18 protein-coding genes are annotated in these 18,580 nt (G+C 62.0%); 12 read left to right on the forward strand and 6 right to left on the reverse strand.

The annotated features are described in order from the left end of the window. Nucleotides 1–54: 54 nt before the first annotated feature. Entirely contained in the window at nt 55–711 is a 657-nt protein-coding gene (locus QO231_RS08875; RefSeq protein WP_316775246.1) for a DUF302 domain-containing protein, read from the reverse strand. On the opposite strand from QO231_RS08875, the gene selD reads away from it, so the two are divergent. After that, nucleotides 685–2,847 carry a selenide, water dikinase SelD gene (gene selD, locus QO231_RS08880; RefSeq protein ID WP_316775249.1) on the forward strand — a complete coding sequence of 721 codons (2,163 nt, stop codon included), beginning with the start codon at nt 685–687 and terminating at the stop codon, nt 2,845–2,847. The two genes, QO231_RS08875 and selD, sit on opposite strands and share 27 nt — an antisense overlap. Here the strand turns inward: selD and mnmH are convergent. After that, the gene (gene mnmH / locus QO231_RS08885; RefSeq protein ID WP_316775251.1) at nt 2,823–3,893 is read right to left on the reverse strand and encodes a tRNA 2-selenouridine(34) synthase MnmH; all 1,071 of its coding nucleotides are present in this window, start codon (nt 3,891–3,893) and stop codon (nt 2,823–2,825) included. The genes selD and mnmH overlap by 25 nt on opposite strands. A gap of 55 nt (nt 3,894–3,948) precedes the next feature. Next, nucleotides 3,949–5,526: a bifunctional metallophosphatase/5'-nucleotidase gene (locus QO231_RS08890; protein WP_316775253.1), complete on the reverse strand. Its 1,578-nt coding sequence runs from the start codon at nt 5,524–5,526 to the stop codon at nt 3,949–3,951. A gap of 128 nt (nt 5,527–5,654) precedes the next feature. On the opposite strand from QO231_RS08890, the gene QO231_RS08895 reads away from it, so the two are divergent. The 3 genes from QO231_RS08895 to arsC are packed head-to-tail and all read left to right on the forward strand — an operon-like array spanning nt 5,655 to nt 7,389. Next, entirely contained in the window at nt 5,655–5,993 is a 339-nt protein-coding gene (locus tag QO231_RS08895) for a DUF952 domain-containing protein (protein WP_316775465.1), read from the forward strand. Then, nucleotides 5,990–7,048: a quinone-dependent dihydroorotate dehydrogenase gene (locus QO231_RS08900; RefSeq protein ID WP_316775255.1), complete on the forward strand. Its 1,059-nt coding sequence runs from the start codon at nt 5,990–5,992 to the stop codon at nt 7,046–7,048. Before QO231_RS08895 ends, QO231_RS08900 begins: the two co-directional genes overlap by 4 nt. Beyond that, a complete protein-coding gene (gene arsC, locus QO231_RS08905) occupies nt 7,045–7,389 on the forward strand; it encodes an arsenate reductase (glutaredoxin) (protein WP_316775257.1) in 345 nt (114 codons plus the stop codon). Before QO231_RS08900 ends, arsC begins: the two co-directional genes overlap by 4 nt. Before the next feature lie 13 nt (nt 7,390–7,402). Here arsC and QO231_RS08910 read toward each other — a convergent pair whose 3' ends face one another. Genes QO231_RS08910 through QO231_RS08920 form a run of 3 tightly spaced genes read right to left on the reverse strand, consistent with a single transcriptional unit; the run spans nt 7,403 to nt 9,664 of the window. Then, on the reverse strand, nt 7,403–8,734 hold the full coding sequence (locus QO231_RS08910; RefSeq protein WP_316775259.1) for an MATE family efflux transporter: 1,332 nt from the start codon (nt 8,732–8,734) through the stop codon (nt 7,403–7,405). Continuing rightward, complete coding sequence (locus QO231_RS08915) at nt 8,724–9,245, reverse strand: PaaI family thioesterase (protein WP_316775261.1); 522 nt, start codon at nt 9,243–9,245, stop codon at nt 8,724–8,726. Before QO231_RS08915 ends, QO231_RS08910 begins: the two co-directional genes overlap by 11 nt. Beyond that, nucleotides 9,245–9,664, reverse strand: coding sequence for a PaaI family thioesterase (locus tag QO231_RS08920; protein WP_316775263.1), 420 nt, complete (start codon nt 9,662–9,664; stop codon nt 9,245–9,247). The genes QO231_RS08915 and QO231_RS08920 overlap by 1 nt, the downstream gene beginning before the upstream one ends. A gap of 118 nt (nt 9,665–9,782) precedes the next feature. On the opposite strand from QO231_RS08920, the gene QO231_RS08925 reads away from it, so the two are divergent. The 8 genes from QO231_RS08925 to QO231_RS08960 all read left to right on the forward strand — a co-directional run bounded on the left by QO231_RS08925 (nt 9,783) and on the right by QO231_RS08960 (nt 18,557). After that, on the forward strand, nt 9,783–10,151 hold the full coding sequence (locus QO231_RS08925; RefSeq protein WP_316775265.1) for a MerR family transcriptional regulator: 369 nt from the start codon (nt 9,783–9,785) through the stop codon (nt 10,149–10,151). A gap of 148 nt (nt 10,152–10,299) precedes the next feature. After that, on the forward strand, nt 10,300–10,701 hold the full coding sequence (locus QO231_RS08930; protein WP_316775267.1) for a MerR family transcriptional regulator: 402 nt from the start codon (nt 10,300–10,302) through the stop codon (nt 10,699–10,701). A gap of 45 nt (nt 10,702–10,746) precedes the next feature. After that, a complete protein-coding gene (locus QO231_RS08935; protein WP_316775269.1) occupies nt 10,747–12,528 on the forward strand; it encodes an acyl-CoA dehydrogenase C-terminal domain-containing protein in 1,782 nt (593 codons plus the stop codon). A gap of 62 nt (nt 12,529–12,590) precedes the next feature. Continuing rightward, nucleotides 12,591–13,730, forward strand: a complete 1,140-nt coding sequence (locus QO231_RS08940; RefSeq protein WP_316775271.1) for an acyl-CoA dehydrogenase family protein — start codon at nt 12,591–12,593, stop codon at nt 13,728–13,730. A gap of 280 nt (nt 13,731–14,010) precedes the next feature. Continuing rightward, nucleotides 14,011–14,649: a glutathione S-transferase family protein gene (locus QO231_RS08945; protein ID WP_316775273.1), complete on the forward strand. Its 639-nt coding sequence runs from the start codon at nt 14,011–14,013 to the stop codon at nt 14,647–14,649. A 10-nt stretch (nt 14,650–14,659) separates the two neighbouring features. After that, the gene (locus QO231_RS08950; RefSeq protein ID WP_316775276.1) at nt 14,660–15,871 is read left to right on the forward strand and encodes an acetyl-CoA C-acetyltransferase; all 1,212 of its coding nucleotides are present in this window, start codon (nt 14,660–14,662) and stop codon (nt 15,869–15,871) included. Then, nucleotides 15,871–16,359: a cupin domain-containing protein gene (locus QO231_RS08955; protein WP_316775278.1), complete on the forward strand. Its 489-nt coding sequence runs from the start codon at nt 15,871–15,873 to the stop codon at nt 16,357–16,359. The genes QO231_RS08950 and QO231_RS08955 overlap by 1 nt, the downstream gene beginning before the upstream one ends. Beyond that, the gene (locus QO231_RS08960; RefSeq protein WP_316775281.1) at nt 16,356–18,557 is read left to right on the forward strand and encodes a 3-hydroxyacyl-CoA dehydrogenase NAD-binding domain-containing protein; all 2,202 of its coding nucleotides are present in this window, start codon (nt 16,356–16,358) and stop codon (nt 18,555–18,557) included. The genes QO231_RS08955 and QO231_RS08960 overlap by 4 nt, the downstream gene beginning before the upstream one ends. Nucleotides 18,558–18,580: the final 23 nt, after the last annotated feature.

Below are 18,580 nucleotides of genomic sequence, written 5' to 3' on the forward strand. Positions count from 1 at the left end.
GTCTCGTTTGCCGCGAGATTGACCCTAACGACCGGCACCGCAACCCCGATCACGTCAGTGTGACGACATGACCGCCGCTTTTGCAATTGTTGCGAACCTCTGATCCAGAGTGGCCGCGAGTTCAGACAGTTCGTCACCGCCTTCGTCCAGATACGGGGCAAAGACATGCGACGGTGTCTTGTACGACAGCGTGCCGCGACCATCCGGCGATTCGGTGACATAAAACCGGATCGGTGCCTCGATCATGGCCGCCGTGGATGTGGCCAGCACCCTGACCGCGAAATCATTGTTGAACACGCCGATGACCCGGTTGCCGGGGATCGAGAATCCGCGGCTGGCGGCCATCGCCGTTGGTCCGGCTTCGGTCACGACCCCCATGCCGTTCGACTTGGTGGCGGCTTTCACAGCGGTGACAAGGACATCAAACGGCATGTCGGTCGGCATCACGACCCAGCCTTCACGCTCGGTGACAGGGCCCGCCAACACTGCGCCCCCCCAACTCAGCCAAAAGGCCAGCACCGATATTCCGAGAATTCGCATGATCCCTGTTCCTTTCGTGAGCGCGGTCAAACCTGCCGCACCATACGCAGCGCGGGAAATCACAATCGCGTTCCCTTGCCCGCCTTCCCGCATCGCGCGGCCCGCCAAACTTGCGCCGGGTTCCGGATCGGATAGAACCGGCGCATGAACAGTGACCTTCCTCTCACCCATGACATTGTCCTGATTGGCGGTGGCCATACCCATGCGCTGGTTTTGCGCAAGTGGGGAATGCGGCCTCTGCCCGGCGCGCGTATGACGCTGATCAATCCCGGCCCGACCGCACCCTATTCCGGCATGCTCCCCGGTTTCGTCGCCGGACACTACACCCGAGATGATCTGGATATCGACCTGATCCGGCTGGCGCGGTTCGCTGGCGCACGCGTCGTGATGGGCGCGGCCCATCATATTGATACGGTCAACCGACAGGTGCTGGTGCCGGGGCGTGCACCGGTGGCGTTCGACCTGTGCTCGGTCGATATCGGCATTACCTCCGATATGCCCGATCTGCCGGGGTTCTCCGACCATGCTATTCCGGCCAAGCCACTTGGTGCATTTGCCCAACGATGGGAACTCTTTGCAGAGAACGAAGCCCCCGCAGATGCCGTCGTGATCGGAGGTGGCGTGGCCGGGGCCGAGTTATCGCTGGCGATGGCGCACCGGCTGCGGACGCAGGGACGTACCGCGAAGGTCACGCTGCTCGAACGGGATCGGGCGCTCACGGCGATCGGCGCGCATGCACGCATCCGCATCATGGAGCAGATGCGCGCGCTTGGGGTGACGGTTCTGGAAGAGACCGGGATATCTGAAATACGCAACGATGCGGTGATGTTGCAGGACCGGCGCAGCGTTGCATCCGGTTTTACCACCGGGGCAGCAGGGGCGCGGGCCTATGACTGGCTTGGCCACAGCGAACTGGCCCTGCATGATGGGTTCATTGCGGTCAACGGCCACCTGCAGAGCAGTGATCCGACGGTTTTTGCCGTCGGCGATTGCGCCCATATGACCGACACACCGCGCCCCAAGGCCGGGGTTTTTGCGGTGCGGCAGGCGCCGATCCTCTACGATAACCTCTGCGCCGCGCTGAGCGGTGGTACCCTGCGAACCTATTCGCCGCAGAAAGACTATTTGAAACTGATCTCCCTCGGCCAGAAAAACGCGATTGCAGAACGGTTTGGCCGGAGTTGGACCGGACCGCTGATGTGGCGCTGGAAAGACCATATCGACCAGACCTTCATGAACCGTTTCCGCAACCTGCCAAGAATGGACGCCGCCGATCTGCCTCCGGTTCACACCACCGGCCTGGGCGAAGCGTTGGGCGACAAGCCGCTCTGTGGCGGCTGCGGCGCCAAGGTGGGACGCACAGCACTGCGTGCGGCCCTTGCGCCGCTCTCGGGCAACCAACGCGCGGATGTGATCCCGCTTCCCGGTGATGACGCGGCGTTGCTGACAACGGGTGGTATCAGACAGGTGATGACATCGGATCACCTGCGTGCGCTGGTCGAAGACCCGGTGATGATGACCCGGATCGCTGCCAACCATGCGCTTGGCGATATCTGGGCAATGGCGGCCGCTCCCCAGGCGGCAATCGCGACGCTGATCCTGCCACGCCTGTCGGGCGTGATGCAGCAGCGGATGATGTCGGAAATCATGACAACCGCAACCGAGGTTCTGCGCGCCGCCGGGGCCGAGATCGTCGGCGGCCATAGCTCGGTCGGCAGCGAGTTGACCATCGGCTTTACTCTCACCGGTCTGTGCGAGCGCGACCCCGTCACGCTGGCGGGCGGGCGGCCAGGCGACGCATTGATTCTGACCAAGCCGCTGGGCAGCGGTGTCCTGATGGCGGCCGATATGGCCGGGCAGGCACATGGAGCATGGATCGTTGCGGCGCTCTCGCACATGGTCCAGCCGCAATCCGAGGCCTCGCGACTCCTCGCAAACGCCCATGCGATGACGGATGTGACCGGGTTTGGCCTCGCCGGGCATCTGCATGGAATTTGCGAGGCCTCCGGCACCGGCGCGACGCTGACCCTCGACGCGCTCCCGGTGATGGACGGCGCGCTAAAGATGGCGAACGCCGATATCCGGTCCACCTTGTTTGACGACAACCGTTCGCTGGTTCCGGACCTGCCCACCGGCGGCATGGCCGATCTGCTCTATGATCCACAGACCGCTGGCGGCCTGCTCGCCGCCGTTGCCGCGTCAGAGGCGGATGATCTGGTCACAGCATTGCGCGCGGCAGGTTATCCGGCGGTACAGATCGGCAGTTTGACCGCAACGGCCGGTCAACTGACCTTGCAGGCCGGCTGATCCTCGACAATTCCCTCGATCCGGGCCGCCGCCCGGTCCAATCCGGCATCATCCAGCGTGTTCAACGACACATGGTCGATCACCCGCGCGGACACGGCTTTGCGCGATTTGTCATAGGCAGGGTCGTAATGCTGCTCCATCAGCGCGCGCGTCAGACCTGGTTTGTCGCCTGCCTTGATCCGCTCGAACCAGCCATCGACCACCGCGTTGCCCCGAAACCCGCGCAACAGGTCGAGCAGTTCCATCATCCGCGCCCCGTCTGACAGGATGTCGTCATAGGCACCTACGAGATAAGTGGTGCGCGCCGTGATCGGCGCATTCAACTGCAGGCGCGGCGCGTCCTTCATCGCGGCCCAGAGGCTGGGCGGAATGATCCGGTCGCCGATCTTGCTCGATTCGGCCTCGATCACCACGGGCCGGGCCGGGTCCAGATTGCTGAGCGCCTCGGCCAGCGCCGATTCAAACGCTTTCTGACTCGGCTGAGCCACCTCCATGCGCCCCAGCAACGAGCCTCGATGCCCAGCCAGCCCTTCCAGGTCGAGCATCTGCACACCGCGCGCACGCAACCGGTGCAGCAAGTCGGTCTTTGCCGTGCCGGTATAGCCATCCAGCGCAATCAGCCGATGCGCCAGAGGCACATCGTAAAGTGTCGCATTCACCAGCCGACGGTAGCTGCGATAGCCGCCCTCGATAACCTCGGCCCGCCAGCCGATTTCGCGCAGCATCCAGGTGAACGTGCCCGACCGCTGGCCACCACGCCAGCAATAGACCAAAGGCCGCCAGCCGCCCTCATGGGCGCGCAGCGCAGTTTCCACATGATGCGCGGCACTGCGAAACACCATCGCCGCGCCCAGCTTTCGCGCCAGGAACGGGCTTTGCTGCTTGTAGATTGTGCCGACCTCGGCGCGTTGTGCATTGTCCAGAACCGGCAGGTTGATCGCACCGGGCAAGTGATCCTCGGCGAATTCCGCCGGGCTGCGCACGTCAATCACAGTGTCAAAACCATGATTGAGCAGGTCGGGCAAGGAGTCAAAACGTCGGGCCATGCCTCCGTCTAGCGCGCCGGGGCGGCCAGCGAAAGGCGCGAGCCGACCGAAACGCTCACTTTCGGATGATGCGCCCATCCACATAGGGCTGGTACGGCGCATTGGCGGCAATATACTCTGCCGTCACATCCGCAAGATCGGGGCCAAAGTCATAGGCATTCTTGTCGTCGCCTTCGAACATGTCATAGCCATCGCCGCCATTGCGCACATAATTGTTGGTGACCACCTTGTAGGTGGCCGCCGGGTCGATGGGCGCGAAGCCGTCCTCGGTTGCGACCAATACCTCGATCACCCGGCCTTCGTTCGGTGCGATCGTCGGGTCCCAGACGAACTTGAGGCCCGCCACCTGCGGAAACCGGCCTTTGGTCTCTTCGACCTGGCTGACGCCGTTCTCAAGCGCGTCAATCACCACCTGACCGCTCACTTCAAAGGTCGAGAGCGTATTCTGGAACGGCAGCACGGTCAGAACTTCGCCCATCGTCACCTCGCCCGCGTCAATGCCCGCGCGCAGCCCGCCGGAGTTGGCGATGGCGATGGTAACGCCCTGATCCGCCACGCGGGCGAGCATGGCATCGGCCACAAGATTGCCCATCTCGCATTCCTGCAACCGGCAGGTGTCACGCTCGCCATTGATCGGGGCCGCCGCCTGGGCGACCACCTCGTTGCGGATCTCTTCGAGCGGTTCGGCCAGTTCGGCAACGCGCGCCACCGTTTCCTCGTCCTGCGCCACTGTTGCGTCCATCACCAGCGGTTCGCCTGACGCCTCGATCAGCTTGCCGGCATCGTCAAAACTCACGTTCAACTCACCCAGAAGCACACCGTAGGCATAGGCCTGCACGATCGCGGTTTTGCCCACCATCGTCGGATAAGGTCCGACCGCGCGTTCGCTGACATTGCTGAGATAGGTGTTGGAGTGGCCGCCGACGATGACATCGACGCCAGTGGTTTCCGCGGCGACGCGCTGATCCACACCATAGCCCGAATGGCTCAGGACAATGATCTTGTTGACGCCCATGCCGGTCAGCCGGTCAACCTCGGTCTGTACGGCGGGCACCGGATCGGAAAAGGTGATGTTCGGTCCCGGACTTGCCAGATCGTCGGTGTCCTCGGGTGTTAACCCGATCAGGCCCAGTTTCTCGCCGCCCCGCTCGATCACGGTCGATTTCAGGATCTTGTCAGAGATCAGCGGCTCCGCGGAAATATCCGCGTTGGACATCAGAACCGGGAAATCGACCGCCTCGATAAATCCGCGCAGCACCTCGGGCCCATCGTCGAATTCGTGGTTGCCCACGGTCATCGCGTCATAGCCAAGCTTGTTCATCATCTCGGCCGCGACCTTGCCCTTGTAATACGTGTAGAACAGCGAGCCCTGAAACTGGTCGCCGCCATCTACCAGAATCACGTTGTCTGTCCGCGCCTGCGCATCGGCAATCGCCGTCACCAACCGCGCGGTGCCGCCAAAGCACTTGCCCTCGGCATTGTCCTCGACGCTGCAGCCGCTGTCATATTTATTGACCGGCTCGAACCGGGCGTGGAAGTCATTTGTGTGCAGGATGGTCAGTGAATAGTCGGCAGATGCGACACCGGCCGTCAGGCCAAGAGCGGCGGCGGAGGTCAGAAGGGATTTCAGCATGATCAGGGTCCTTGTCCAGCGGTCGTTGTCCGAAATCCTGCGCTGCTTTGTGGTGACTTGTCAAAGGGCATGACGATCTTGGGCAAAGTGGCTTGACCCTTGCCCCCATGCGATGCAACACCGCGCGGATGTTGATCTACAAGATATTCCGCGCCGAGGAATGGGCCGCGCTTCAGGCCGACGGCGAAACCCGTGGCGCTCCGGTCGATCTGGCCGATGGGTTCGTGCATTTTTCCACCGCCGAACAAGCCGCCGAAACCGCCGCAAAGCACTTTTCCGGAGCCGATGATCTGATCCTGCTGGCGATTGACGCTGACGCTCTGGGCGACGCGTTGAAATGGGAGGTGTCGCGTGGTGGTGCCTTGTTCCCGCATCTCTATCGCGTGTTGCGCCTGTCCGACATGCTCTGGGCCAAGCCTCTGCCGCTGGTGGATGGGACGCATCAGTTCCCGAAAGACATGGCATGAGCGTGCTCGAAAAACTCGGCCTTGCGGCGCTGCACCGGGTCGATCCCGAAACCGCGCACGGGCTTGCGATGCGCGCCTTGCAAAGCGGGCTGACGACCGCGCCGGGGCCGATCACCTCGGATCGGCTGCGCAGTACCCTGGCCGGGTTGGAGCTGCCCAATCCCGTGGGTCTCGCCGCCGGGTTTGACAAGAATGCCGAGGCGCTGGCCCCGCTGACCCGCGCCGGGTTCGGCTTTGTCGAAGTCGGAGCCGCCACCCCTCGCCCACAGCCCGGAAACCCGCGCCCGCGCCTGTTTCGCCTGACCGAGGATCGCGCAGCGATCAATCGCTTCGGGTTCAACAACAAGGGGATGGAGGCGATTTGCGCAAGGCTGGCCGCGCGCCCGCGCGACGCCGTGATCGGGCTGAACCTCGGGGCCAACAAGGACAGCACCGACCGGCCCGGCGATTTTGCCAGAGTCCTGCGCCATTGCGGGGCGCACCTGGATTTTGCCACGGTCAACGTTTCCTCCCCAAACACCGAAAAGCTGCGTGATTTGCAAGGCAAGGCGGCCTTGGCGGCGTTGCTCGCGGGGGTAATGCGGGCGCGTGCAGAATTGGCGCGGCCACTCCCGGTGTTCCTCAAGATCGCGCCCGATCTGGATCAGGCGGATCTGGCGGATATCGCAGAGGTGGCCCGCAAGGAGCGCATCGACGCGATTATCGCGACCAACACGACCTTGTCGCGCGACGGGTTGCAGAGCCGTCATCAGGATGAGGCCGGTGGGCTTTCGGGTGCGCCGCTGTTTGAACGATCAACGCGCGTGCTGGCCCGCCTGAGCGCGCTGCTGGACGGAGACATTCCCTTGATCGGTGTGGGCGGGATCGGCAATGCCGAGCAAGCCTACGCCAAAATCTGCGCAGGGGCCTCGGCAGTGCAGCTATATACCGCGCTGGTCTATGGCGGGCTGTCTCTCGTGGGTGAGATCGCAACCGGGTTGGACCGGTTGCTGGAACGGGACGGGTTTGGCAATGTGGCAGAGGCTGTCGGCACCAAGAGAGAGGACTGGCTATGATCGAACTTTGGCACAACCCGCGCTGTTCGAAATCGCGGCAGGCGGTGGCGCTCCTCACCGAGAGCGAAGCGGCCTTTCACGAACGGCGATATCTGGACGACGCCCCGACCCTGGACGAGTTGAAACAGGCACGTGCGGCGCTTGGCGAACCACCGCTGATCGAGATGATGCGACCCGGCGAAAAGCTGTTTCGCGAACTTGGGCTGAACAAGACGGATGGCGATGATGTGCTGCTGCAAGCCATGGCCGAGCACCCGATCCTGATCGAACGTCCGCTGGCGATTGCCGGTCCGCGCGCCGTGATCGGGCGGCCGCCGGAGCGGGTGCTGGAGCTTCTCTGAGCGCGAACCAGACCTAGAGCGCGCCCGCCGCCGTGGCGCGTTCCAATGCCGGATAGCGGGCGCCCAGCGTCACCGCCCGTGCAACAAAGGAAAACAGGAACGCAATCCACAATCCGTGATTGCCATAGATCGGCACCAACACCGACACCGCGATCACGAAGGCACCTGTCGATAGGATCGACATGTTGCGCATGTCTGCGGTGCGCGTGGCACCGATGAAAATGCCGTCAAGCATCCAGCTGGCGACCCCCAGAACCGGGACCAGCAGCATGTAGTTCAGATAATCGCGCGCCTCGGCACGGACCTCGACCGATTTGGCCATCAGGTCGACAATTGCCGCGCCCCAGAGCCAGAACGCAAGCGACAGCAGGAGCGTCCCCAAGAGTGCCCAGACCGACGCAACCCCGATGCTGCGGCGCAGGCGCTCGACACTGGCCTTGCCCACCGCCTGGCCCACCAGCGCTTCGGCGGCAAAGGCAAACCCGTCCAGCGCATAGGCGGTGATTTCGATGAATTGCAGAAGGATCTGGTTGGCCGCCAAAGTCACGTCGCCAAAATCGGCACCCAGGAAAAGGAACGAGACAAAGATGCCCATCAGCATCAGAGAGCGGATCAGGATATCGACATTGACCAGCAGCATTCGGCGCAGGCGTGTCTTGTCAAAAACCCGCGCCCAATCACGCCAGGCCGGCGTGGTGAAGGTTTCGCGGCAAAGCCAGAGCGCCAGCGCCAGCCCGCTCCATTCCGCGAGAAACGTGGCAAAGGCCACGCCGTTCACCCCCCAGCCAAGGCCGAGTACGAACCACAGGTCCAGCCCGACGTTCAGCCCGTTCATCCAGAGTTGCAACACCAGCACCGCACGGGTGCGTTCCTGTGCGATCAACCAACCGGTGATGCCAAAGATGGCGATTGCGGCGGGGGCCGACCAGACCCGGATTGCCATGTACCCGCGCGCCAGCCCTTCGACCTCTGCCGAAGCCGGGGACACCTGAAACGCGGCCCAGAACAGCGGCACCTGCAACGACAGGATTGCCAGTCCGCCCACAGCGCCGATCAGAATGGCGCGGGTCAGAAGGGCCGTGACCTCGTCCATGCGCCCGGCGCCCAATGCCTGCCCGGTCAAGCCGGTGGTTCCCATGCGCAGAAAGCCGAAGAACCAGTAGAGCGACGCGATGATGATCGCACCGATGCCCACCGCACCAATTGGCGCAGCCTCGCCCAATTGGCCGACGACTCCGGTATCCACCGCGCCGAGGATCGGCACCGTGGCGTTGGAAATCACGATGGGTACGGCAATCTTCAGGACACGCCGATGCGTGATCTGGCTGGTGGTCTCAGCCGCCATCCCGCTCGCCCTGGGGCGGCATCAGGAACCGCCCAGTCGCCTGTGCGAACAGCTTGTCCCGATTGTCTTGCCAGGCCTCGACCCGGACCGAGGCATACCGGCGACCCGCGCGACTGACGGTAGCGCGGGCATAGGCATCGCGTGGCAGGCCGGACCGCAGGTAGTCAACCGTGAAACCGATGGTCTTGGGCAGGCTCGGAAGATCGCCCGCCGCCATTTGGTCAAGATCGATCGCACCGGATTCAATGTCGGGCCACAGGAACGACCAGCTGAGCGTGATGATCGACGTCGTCTCAAGAAACGCCGCCGTCACGCCGCCGTGGATCGCGGGCAGGAACGGATTGCCGATCAGCTTTTCGTCAAAGTTCAGCAGACCGGTCAGCTCGTCGCCACGGCGTTCGAATTCGATGCCGAGGAACTGGATGTAGGGCACGCCCTGGACCAGCGCATTCAACGCCGAGTCCCGGCGCTGTTTGACCACCTGCATCGGTTCGGGACGGGGCCGCGCCATCAGGACTTCTCCACTGTGAATGAGCCTGCCGCGGTGGCGACCGGGCGGTCCATGTCATCATCGACCGCGGTTGCCCGCACGAACGCGACGTTCCGGGTGATGTGATAACAATGCGCCGTGGTGACGATTTTTTGTCCGGGTGTCGCGCCGCGCATGTAGTCAATGCGCAGATCGATGGTGGCCGTCCCGCCCGGGGCGGCCGGGTGGCTCATCACGGCGGCCCCGCAACAGGTGTCCATGATCGCCGAAACCGCGCCGCCGTGAATGACACCGGTCTTGGGATCGCCGACCAGCTTGCCGTCATAGGGCATCTCGATCACCGCCTTGCCCGCACTGATATCCGTCAGCACCATGCCAAGCGCCCGACAATGTGGGATTGCCTCGATGAATTGCCGCGCTATCTGGGCCTTGTCCGCCATCCGTGCTGTCCTCGCTTGTTTCGGGGTCTTTATGAACAGTCCCGTGCCAAAAGGGCAAGCCCACCTGTTGCGCTTGCCTGGACATCATTTTACGCTTTGCTGATCGGGGAGTAGAGACATGGCTGATACGCGATTGTCGTTCAAGGAAATGTGCGCAAAGTTCGACGTCACACCACGGACCCTGCGCTATTATGAATATATCGAACTGCTGCAGCCCGACCGTGACGGGCGCGCGCGATTTTACGGGCCGCGCGAATCCGCAAGAATGAAGCTGGTATTGCGCGGGCGCAAATACGGCTTTTCCCTGGAAGAGATTCGCCAATGGCTGCTGATCTACGAAAAGGAAGGCACAGCCGCGCAGATGCAGGCCTTCGTCGAGATGGCCGACCGGCAGATGACCGAGCTTGAGAGCCAGCGCGCGCAGCTTGATGAGGCCATGCAGGAACTGAAAGACCTGCGCAACGAGACCGCCCGCGCCGTCTCCTGAGTGCTGCATCCATCGTCGGAACTGGTTTATCCCACGTCAAATTCCCCGTGACGTAGCGTTCCGCTTACGTAAACGTCAATCTCATGTTGTAACCGCGGCCAGAGGCACACATCTCACGGCTGCCAAGCGAAACCTGAGAGAAAAACCGATGACCGATGACATGATGACCATCCGCGAAATGTGCGACGCCTTTGACGTCACGCCCCGAACCCTGCGATTCTACGAGTCCAAGGAATTGCTGTTCCCGGAACGGGACGGACAGAAACGCCTGTTCACACGCCGCGACCGCGGACGTCTCAAACTGATTCTCAGGGGCAAGCGATTTGGCTTCAGCCTCGAGGAAATCCGCCAGCTTCTCGATCTCTACCAGATGGGCGATCAGCAACATACGCAATTGCTGCGCGCCTACGAGATCGCCAAAGAGCGGCTGGCCGACATGGAATCAAAGCGCGATGAGCTGACCCAGGCGATTGGCGAGTTGCAGACCCAGATCGACTGGGCCGGCAAGATCATCGATTCCAACGAAACCGCAAACAAGGCCGCCGAATAGCTCTGATCGGCGCGGCCCAGACAATATTCACCAGGAGGATCCCACATGCCCAGCTATGTAGCCCCGACCAAGGATATGCAGTTCATCCTGCATGACGTGCTGAACATCACCCAAGCGGGAATTCCCGGCTATGACGATCTTGAACCCGATTTCACCAGCGCGATCCTCGAAGAAGCCGGCAAGATCAGCACCGAAGTTCTGCAACCGCTGAACGTGATTGGCGATACCGAGGGCTGCACACTTGAAAACGGTGTGGTGCGCACACCAACCGGATTCAAGGCGGCGTTCGAGCAGATGAAGGAAGGCGGCTGGCCCGGGCTGGATATGCCCGAACAATACGGCGGGCAAAACATGCCCTATGTGATCGGCACCGCTGTGGGCGAGATGTTTTCGGCGTCCAACCAGGCGTTTACCATGTATCAGGGTCTGACCCACGGTGCCGCCAGCGCCATTCTGGCGCATGGCACCGATGCGCAGAAAGACACCTACCTGCCCAAGATGGTGTCTTGTGAATGGACCGGCACCATGAACCTGACGGAGCCGCACTGCGGCACCGATCTCGGGATGATGCGCACCAAGGCAGAGCCACAGGACGATGGCAGCTACAAGATCACGGGTCAGAAGATTTTCATCTCGGCTGGCGAACATGACATGGCCGGCAATATCGTGCATCTGGTGCTGGCCAAGATCACCGGCGGCCCCGAAGGGATCAAGGGCGTGTCCCTGTTCATCGTGCCCAAATTCCTCGTCAACGAGGACGGCAGCCTCGGAGCGCGCAACGGCGTCTCCTGTGGCAACATCGAAGAAAAGATGGGCATTCACGGCAACTCGACCTGCGTGATGAACTATGACGAGGCGACCGGCTATCTGCTGGGCGAAGAGCACAAGGGCATGCGCGCCATGTTCACCATGATGAACGAGGCCCGTCTGGGTGTCGGGATGCAGGGTCTGTCACAGGCTGAGGCCGCCTATCAGAACGCGGTGGAATACGCCAAGGACCGGCTTCAGGGTCGCGATGTCACCGGTGCCAAGAACCCGGACGGGCCGGCCGATCCTCTGATCGTGCACCCGGATATCCGCCGCAGCCTGATGGACCAGAAGTCCTTTGCCGAAGGTGCGCGTGCGTTCATCCTGTGGGGTGCGGTGATGATCGACCGCGCGCATCGCAACAGCGATGACGACGCTGACGGCCTCATTTCGCTGCTGACCCCGGTGATCAAGGGCTTTCTCACCGACGAAGGCTACGACATGACCGTTCAGGCCCAGCAGGTCTATGGCGGGCACGGGTACATCGAGGAATGGGGCATGTCGCAGTTCACCCGCGATGCCCGTATCGCGATGATCTACGAAGGGGCCAACGGCGTTCAGGCGCTTGATCTCGTCGGCCGCAAGCTGGCGCAGGACGGCGGCAAGCACGTGATGGCGTTCTTTGATCTGGTCAAAAGCTATATCAAGGACAATTCCGGTCAGAACGAAGACTTTGACCGCGACTTCCTTGAACCGCTCAAGGCCGCGTCCAAGGACCTGCAGGCCGCCGGTATGTATTTCATGCAGAACGGCATGAAGAACCCGAACAACGCCCTGGCCGGCTCGACGGACTTCCTGCACATGTTCGGTCATGTCTGCCTGGGCCTGATGTGGGCGCAGATGGCCAAGGCGGCGCTGGACTCTCTGGCCTCGGGAGCGCCGGATACGGCGTTTTATGAAACCAAGCTGGCGACCGGGCGTTACTACATGGCACGCCGCCTGCCCGCGACCGCGATGCACCTGACCCGTATCCAGAGCGGTGCGGATACGGTGATGGCGCTTGACGCGGCAAACTTTTGATCGAAAACGCGCGGCGGCACTGCCCGTCGCCGCGCACCCCGCGCAGACCCCGAGGATCGACCATGACCCCAAGCTGGAAGACCGAAGAGCACGAGATGCTGGCCGACATGGCCCGCACATTCTTTTCCGAGGAATGGGTGCCGCAAATCGAGAAATGGCGCAAGCAGGGGGAAATGGACAAGAGCACATGGGGTCAGGCGGGCGAACTCGGCCTGCTCTGCGCGTCCATCCCCGAGCAATACGGCGGCGCTGGTGGCGATTTCGGGCATGAAGCTGCGATCGTGATCGAAGCGGCACGGGCCAATCTTGCGAGTTGGGGCAATGGCATCCACTCCGGCATCGTGGCGCATTACATTCTGGCCTTCGGGTCAGAGGCGCAGAAGAAATCCTGGCTTCCCAAAATGGCGCGCGGCGAGATGGTCGGCGCGCTGGCGATGACCGAGCCATCGGCCGGAACAGATGTCCAGTCGATCAAGACAAGGGCCGTGCGCGAAGGCAACGCCTATCGGTTGAGCGGGCAGAAGACCTTCATCACCAACGGCCAGCATGCCGATCTGATTCTGGTGGCGGCCAAGACCGATCCGTCACTTGGTGCCAAGGGCATCTCATTGGTCGCCGTAGAGACCGGCGGCGCAACTGGCTTCACCCGTGGACGCAACCTTGCGAAGATTGGCAAGCACGCCTCGGATACATCGGAGTTGTTCTTTGACAATGTCGAGATTCCGCCCGAGAACATCCTTGGCGGCGAAGAAGGTCGCGGCTTTTACCAGATGATGCAACAATTGCCGCAGGAGCGGCTGATCATTGCGGCGGAATCCGTCGGATCCATGCAGGGCGGCATCGAACGCACGATAGAATATTGTAAGGAACGCGAGGCATTTGGCGACACTCTGTTGCAATTCCAGAACACGCGGTTTCAACTGGCGGAATGCCAGACGAAACTGGCCGTGACCGAAGCGTTTCTGAACGATTGCATCGCCGATCTGATTGCAGGCAAGCTCAGCGTTGAGAAGGCGGCGATGGCGAAATACTGGGCCACTGAAACGCAAGGTCAGGTCCTTGACGCCTGCCTGCAGTTGCATGGTGGGTATGGCTATATGCAGGAATACGCGATTGCCGAAATGTGGACGGATGCGCGCGTGCAGCGGATATATGGCGGCACCAACGAGATCATGAAAGAGTTGATTGCGAGGTCGCTTTGAACAGAAGAGCGGTATCGGCGGTTGCACCCCTGGAATGCCTCCGGCGGGAGTATTTGCACAAAGATGAAACACAGGATGCGCCCCCGCCACCGTGCGCTTGTCAACAGGACGGGAGCGACTTCGCCTTTGACGGCCATCGGCTCTCCAGCCTGTACCGCGGCACCAAGCATGGTCCATTAATCTTAACGCGCGGTTACCGAAGAAAACCTGCGGCTTCATCTTTGTACAAATACTCAAATCCGACAGAACCCACACACGCCCGGGGAGGGGCTCTTGGCACATGACACTGAAATTGCATTGTTTTGGCGAAAGCGGAAATTCCTACAAGGCAGCATTGGCGCTTGAGCTGAGCGGGCTGGACTGGGAACCGGTTTTTGTCGATTTTTTCGCCGGCGTGACCCGCGCAGCGGAGTTTCGCAGCACGATCAACGAGCAAGGCGAAGCGCCGGTGCTGGTGGACGGCGATCTTCGCCTGAGCCAATCGGGTGCAATTCAGCAGTTTGTCACGGACCGCTCCGGCAAGTTTGGCGGCAAGGGCGAGGCAGAGCGCTATGAGGTTCTGCGTTGGGTGCTGTGGGACAACCACAAGCTCAGCTCGCAGGCGGGCCTGACGCGGTTCCTGATCAATTTCCTGCCCGAGCAGCATCGCAATCCCGATGTGATCGCGTTCAACCAGGGCCGCCTCAAAGCCGCCTACCAGGTGCTGGATGCGCATCTGGCTGGGCGCGACTGGATTGTCGGGGACGGCATCACCAATGCCGATATCAGCTGTTGTGGCTATCTCTACTACCCGGAACCGTTCGGCTTTGACCGGGCGGACTGGCCGAACATCGACGCGTGGCTCACGCGTCTTTCTGAAACACCGGGATGGAAACATCCCTATGACCTGATGCCCGGCAACCCGTCGGATCGCGCTTGAGGAGACCCTGATGACCGAAGCCTATATCTATGACGCGCTGCGCACACCGCGCGGCAAGGGCCGCAAGGACGGCGCCCTGCACGAAGTGACAAGCCTGCGCCTGTCGGCCCAGACCCTGAACGCCGTGAAAGAGCGCAACAATCTCGACGGCCATGCCGTTGAAGACGTGATCTGGGGCAATGTGACCCAGGTTATGGAACAGGGGGGTTGTCTTGCCCGCTCCGCGGTACTGGCCTCCGATCTTGACCAGTCCATCCCCGGCCTTGCAATCAACCGGTTCTGTGCCAGCGGCATGGAGGCGGTGAACTTGGCCGCCAACCAGGTCAAAGGCGGCGCAGGCGATGCCTATATCGCCGGCGGGGTCGAGATGATGGGCCGCGTGCCGATGGGCAGCGACGGGGCGGCGATTGCCGTTGATCCGTCCATCGCCATGGACAGCTATTTCGTGCCGCAGGGCATTTCGGCGGATATCATCGCCACCGAATACGGGTTCACCCGGGATCAGGCCGATGCGCTGGCCGTAGAATCCCAACGCCGCGCCAAGGCCGCGTGGGATGACAAGCGGTTTGCCAAGTCGGTGATCACCGTGCGTGACCAGAACGGTTTGCCGATCCTGGATCATGACGAATACATGCGCCCGCAGACCGACATGCAGAGCCTTGGTTCGCTGAACGCCAGCTTTGCCATGATGGGCGAACAGATGCCCGGTTTCGACAAGATCGCGCTGATGAAGTATCCGCATCTCGAACGGATCAACCACATCCACCATGCGGGCAACAGCTCGGGCATCGTGGACGGGGCCGCCGCCGTTCTGATCGGCAACAAGGCATTCGGCGAGAAACACGGCTTGAAACCCCGCGCCCGCATCAAGGCCACCGCCAAGATCGGAACGGATCCGACGATCATGCTGACCGGCCCGGTTCCGGTGACGCAAAAAATCCTTGCTGACAACGGCATGGACATCAAGGATATCGACCTGTTCGAGGTCAACGAGGCCTTTGCCGCCGTCGTATTGCGGTTCCAGCAGGCGTTCGATGTTGATCCAGACCTGGTCAACGTCAATGGCGGGTCGATCGCCATGGGTCATCCGCTGGGCGCAACCGGAGCGATCATCATCGGCACGCTGCTGGATGAACTGGAGCGCACCGGAAAACAGACCGGCCTTGCAACCCTGTGCATTGCGTCCGGCATGGGTGCGGCCACCATAATCGAGCGGGTCTGATGCCGATACTGGACCTTTCACAGATCAGCATCGTGTCGAGATCAAGCTATCCGGGCCAACTGGCCGAGGCAGTGTCAGGGCGATCCTGGCAGGCGCTCGGCGATGTCGGAGGGATCACCCAGTTTGGGGTGAACCTCGTTTTCATCGAGCCGGGCAGCGCGTCGTCACTTCGCCACTATCATCTTGAACAGGACGAGTTTGCGATGATGACCGAAGGCGAGCTGGTGCTTGTGGAGAACGAAGGCGAGATCGTGATGCGCCCCGGCGATTGCGCCGCCTGGCCTGCGGGTCAGGAGAACGGACATCACCTGGTCAACCGCAGCGACAAGCGCGCGGCGTTCCTCGTGGTGGGCACGCGAACCCTGACCGAGACCGCCATCTACAGCGATATCGACATGATGGTGACAGACACCCCCGGGGCCGAGAACAATTTTACACGCAAAAACGGCAGCCCGCTGACGGCTGACCAGATCGGAGACAGAAAATGACCGATTTCACTATGACCAAAGACGCCGACGGCGTTGCCACGATCACCTGGGATGTGCCGGGAAAATCCATGAATGTCATGTCCATCACCGGGCTTACGGAACTGTCGGACTGCATCGACGACGCGCTGGCCGATGAGGCCGTCAAGGGCGTCGTGATCACCAGCGGCAAGGACGGTTCCTTTGCCGGTGGCATGGACCTGAACCTGCTGGCCAAGATGAAGGAAGACGCAGGCGACGATCCGGCGCGAGGCCTGTTTGAAGGCACGATGCAGATGCACGCCCTCTTGCGCAAGATCGAGCGCGCCGGCATGAACCCCAAGACCAACAAGGGCGGCAAGCCGATTGCCGCCGCCCTGCCCGGCACCGCCGCTGGCATCGGTCTGGAACTTCCGCTGGCGACGCATCGCATTTTTGTCGCCGACAATCCCAAGGCACGGATCGGCCTGCCGGAAATCATGGTCGGCATCTTTCCGGGCGCCGGCGGCACCACCCGCCTGACCCGCAAGCTGGGCGCGATGGGGGCCTCTCCCTTCCTGCTCGAAGGCAGGATGGTCGAACCAAAGAAAGCCAAAGCCGCCGGTCTTGTGGACGAGGTCGTGGACGATCCGGTTGCCGCGGCCCGCGACTGGGTTCTGAGTGCCAAGGACGCGGACATCGTCAAACCCTGGGACGCCAAGGGCTACAAGATGCCCGGCGGCGCGCCATATCACCCGGCAGGCTTCATGACTTTTGTGGGTGCCAGCGCCATGGTGCACGGCAAGACCCAAGGTGCGTTCCCCGCTGCCAAGGCATTGCTGAGCGCGGTTTACGAAGGGGCGCTGGTGGATTTTGACACGGCGCTGAAGATCGAAGCGCGCTGGTTTACCTCTGTTCTGATGAACCCGTCGTCGGGCGCGATGATCCGCTCGCTGTTCCTCAATAAGGAAGCGCTTGAAAAAGGCGCGGTCCGACCCAAGGATGTGCCGGATCAGCGGGTCAAGACGCTGGGTGTTCTCGGCGCGGGCATGATGGGCGCGGGCATCGCGCTGGTCTCGGCGCAAGCTGGCATGCAGGTCGTTCTGATCGACCGGGATCAAGCCGCCGCCGACAAGGGCAAGGCCTATTCCGAGGCGTACCTGGACAAGGGGATCGCGCGCAAGAAAGTGACACCCGAGAAGAAAGAGGCAATGCTGAGCCTGATCACCGCCACCCCCGATCTTGACCAGCTCAAGTATTGTGATCTGATCATCGAAGCAGTGTTCGAGGATCCCAAGGTCAAGGCCGAGATGACCCGGAAGGTCGAAGCGATCATTCCCGAGGATTGCATCTTTGCCTCCAACACCTCGACCCTGCCGATCACCGGCCTGGCCAAGGCATCAAAACGGCCGGAACAATTCATCGGCATCCACTTCTTCTCACCCGTCGAGCGGATGCTGCTGGTCGAGATCATCAAGGGCCGCGAAACCGGCCCGCGCGCCGTCGCCAAGGCGCTGGATTATGTGCGCCAGATCCGCAAGACGCCCATCGTGGTCAACGACGCACGGTTCTTCTACTGCAACCGCTGTATCATTCCCTATGGCAACGAGGCCACACGGATGATCACCGAAGGCGTTGCACCGGTTCTGATCGACCACGCGGCACAGCAACTCGGCTTCCCTGTGGGTCCGGTGCAATTGGGTGATGAGACCAGCATCGACCTCGCCGCCAAGATCACCCGCGCCACCAAAGAGGCGATGGGCAATGAGTATCCGGCGAGTGAGGCGGACGATCTGGTGTTCTGGATGGAGGAACAGGGGCGTTTGGGGCGCAAAGCCAAGGCCGGCTATTTCGACTATGACGAAAAGGGCAAGCGCACGGGCTATTGGCAGGGCATCCACGACAAGTACCCGCTGGCAGACGCGCAACCCGACCTGATCGAAGTGCAGGAACGTCTGATGTTCGCGCAGGTTCTGGAAGCGGTGCGGGCGCTGGAAGAAGGCGTGGTCGAAGATATCCGCGAGGCCGATGTCGGCGCGATCCTGGCCTGGGGCTTTGCGCCCTGGTCCGGTGGCCCGCTGAGCTGGCTTGATATCATCGGCGCGCCCTACGCCGCCGAACGCTGTGACCAGTTGACGGCCAAGTATGGCAACCGGTTCAAGTGCCCGGATCTGTTGCGCGAGATGGCAGAGAAGGGCCAGACCTTTTACGGTCGGTTCGCCCCCGAAGCTGCGGCGGCCTGATCGTCGTTTCTCGCGATGCACCA

The organism is Sedimentitalea todarodis, assembly GCF_032595355.1.
GTDB lineage: Bacteria > Pseudomonadota > Alphaproteobacteria > Rhodobacterales > Rhodobacteraceae > Sedimentitalea > Sedimentitalea todarodis.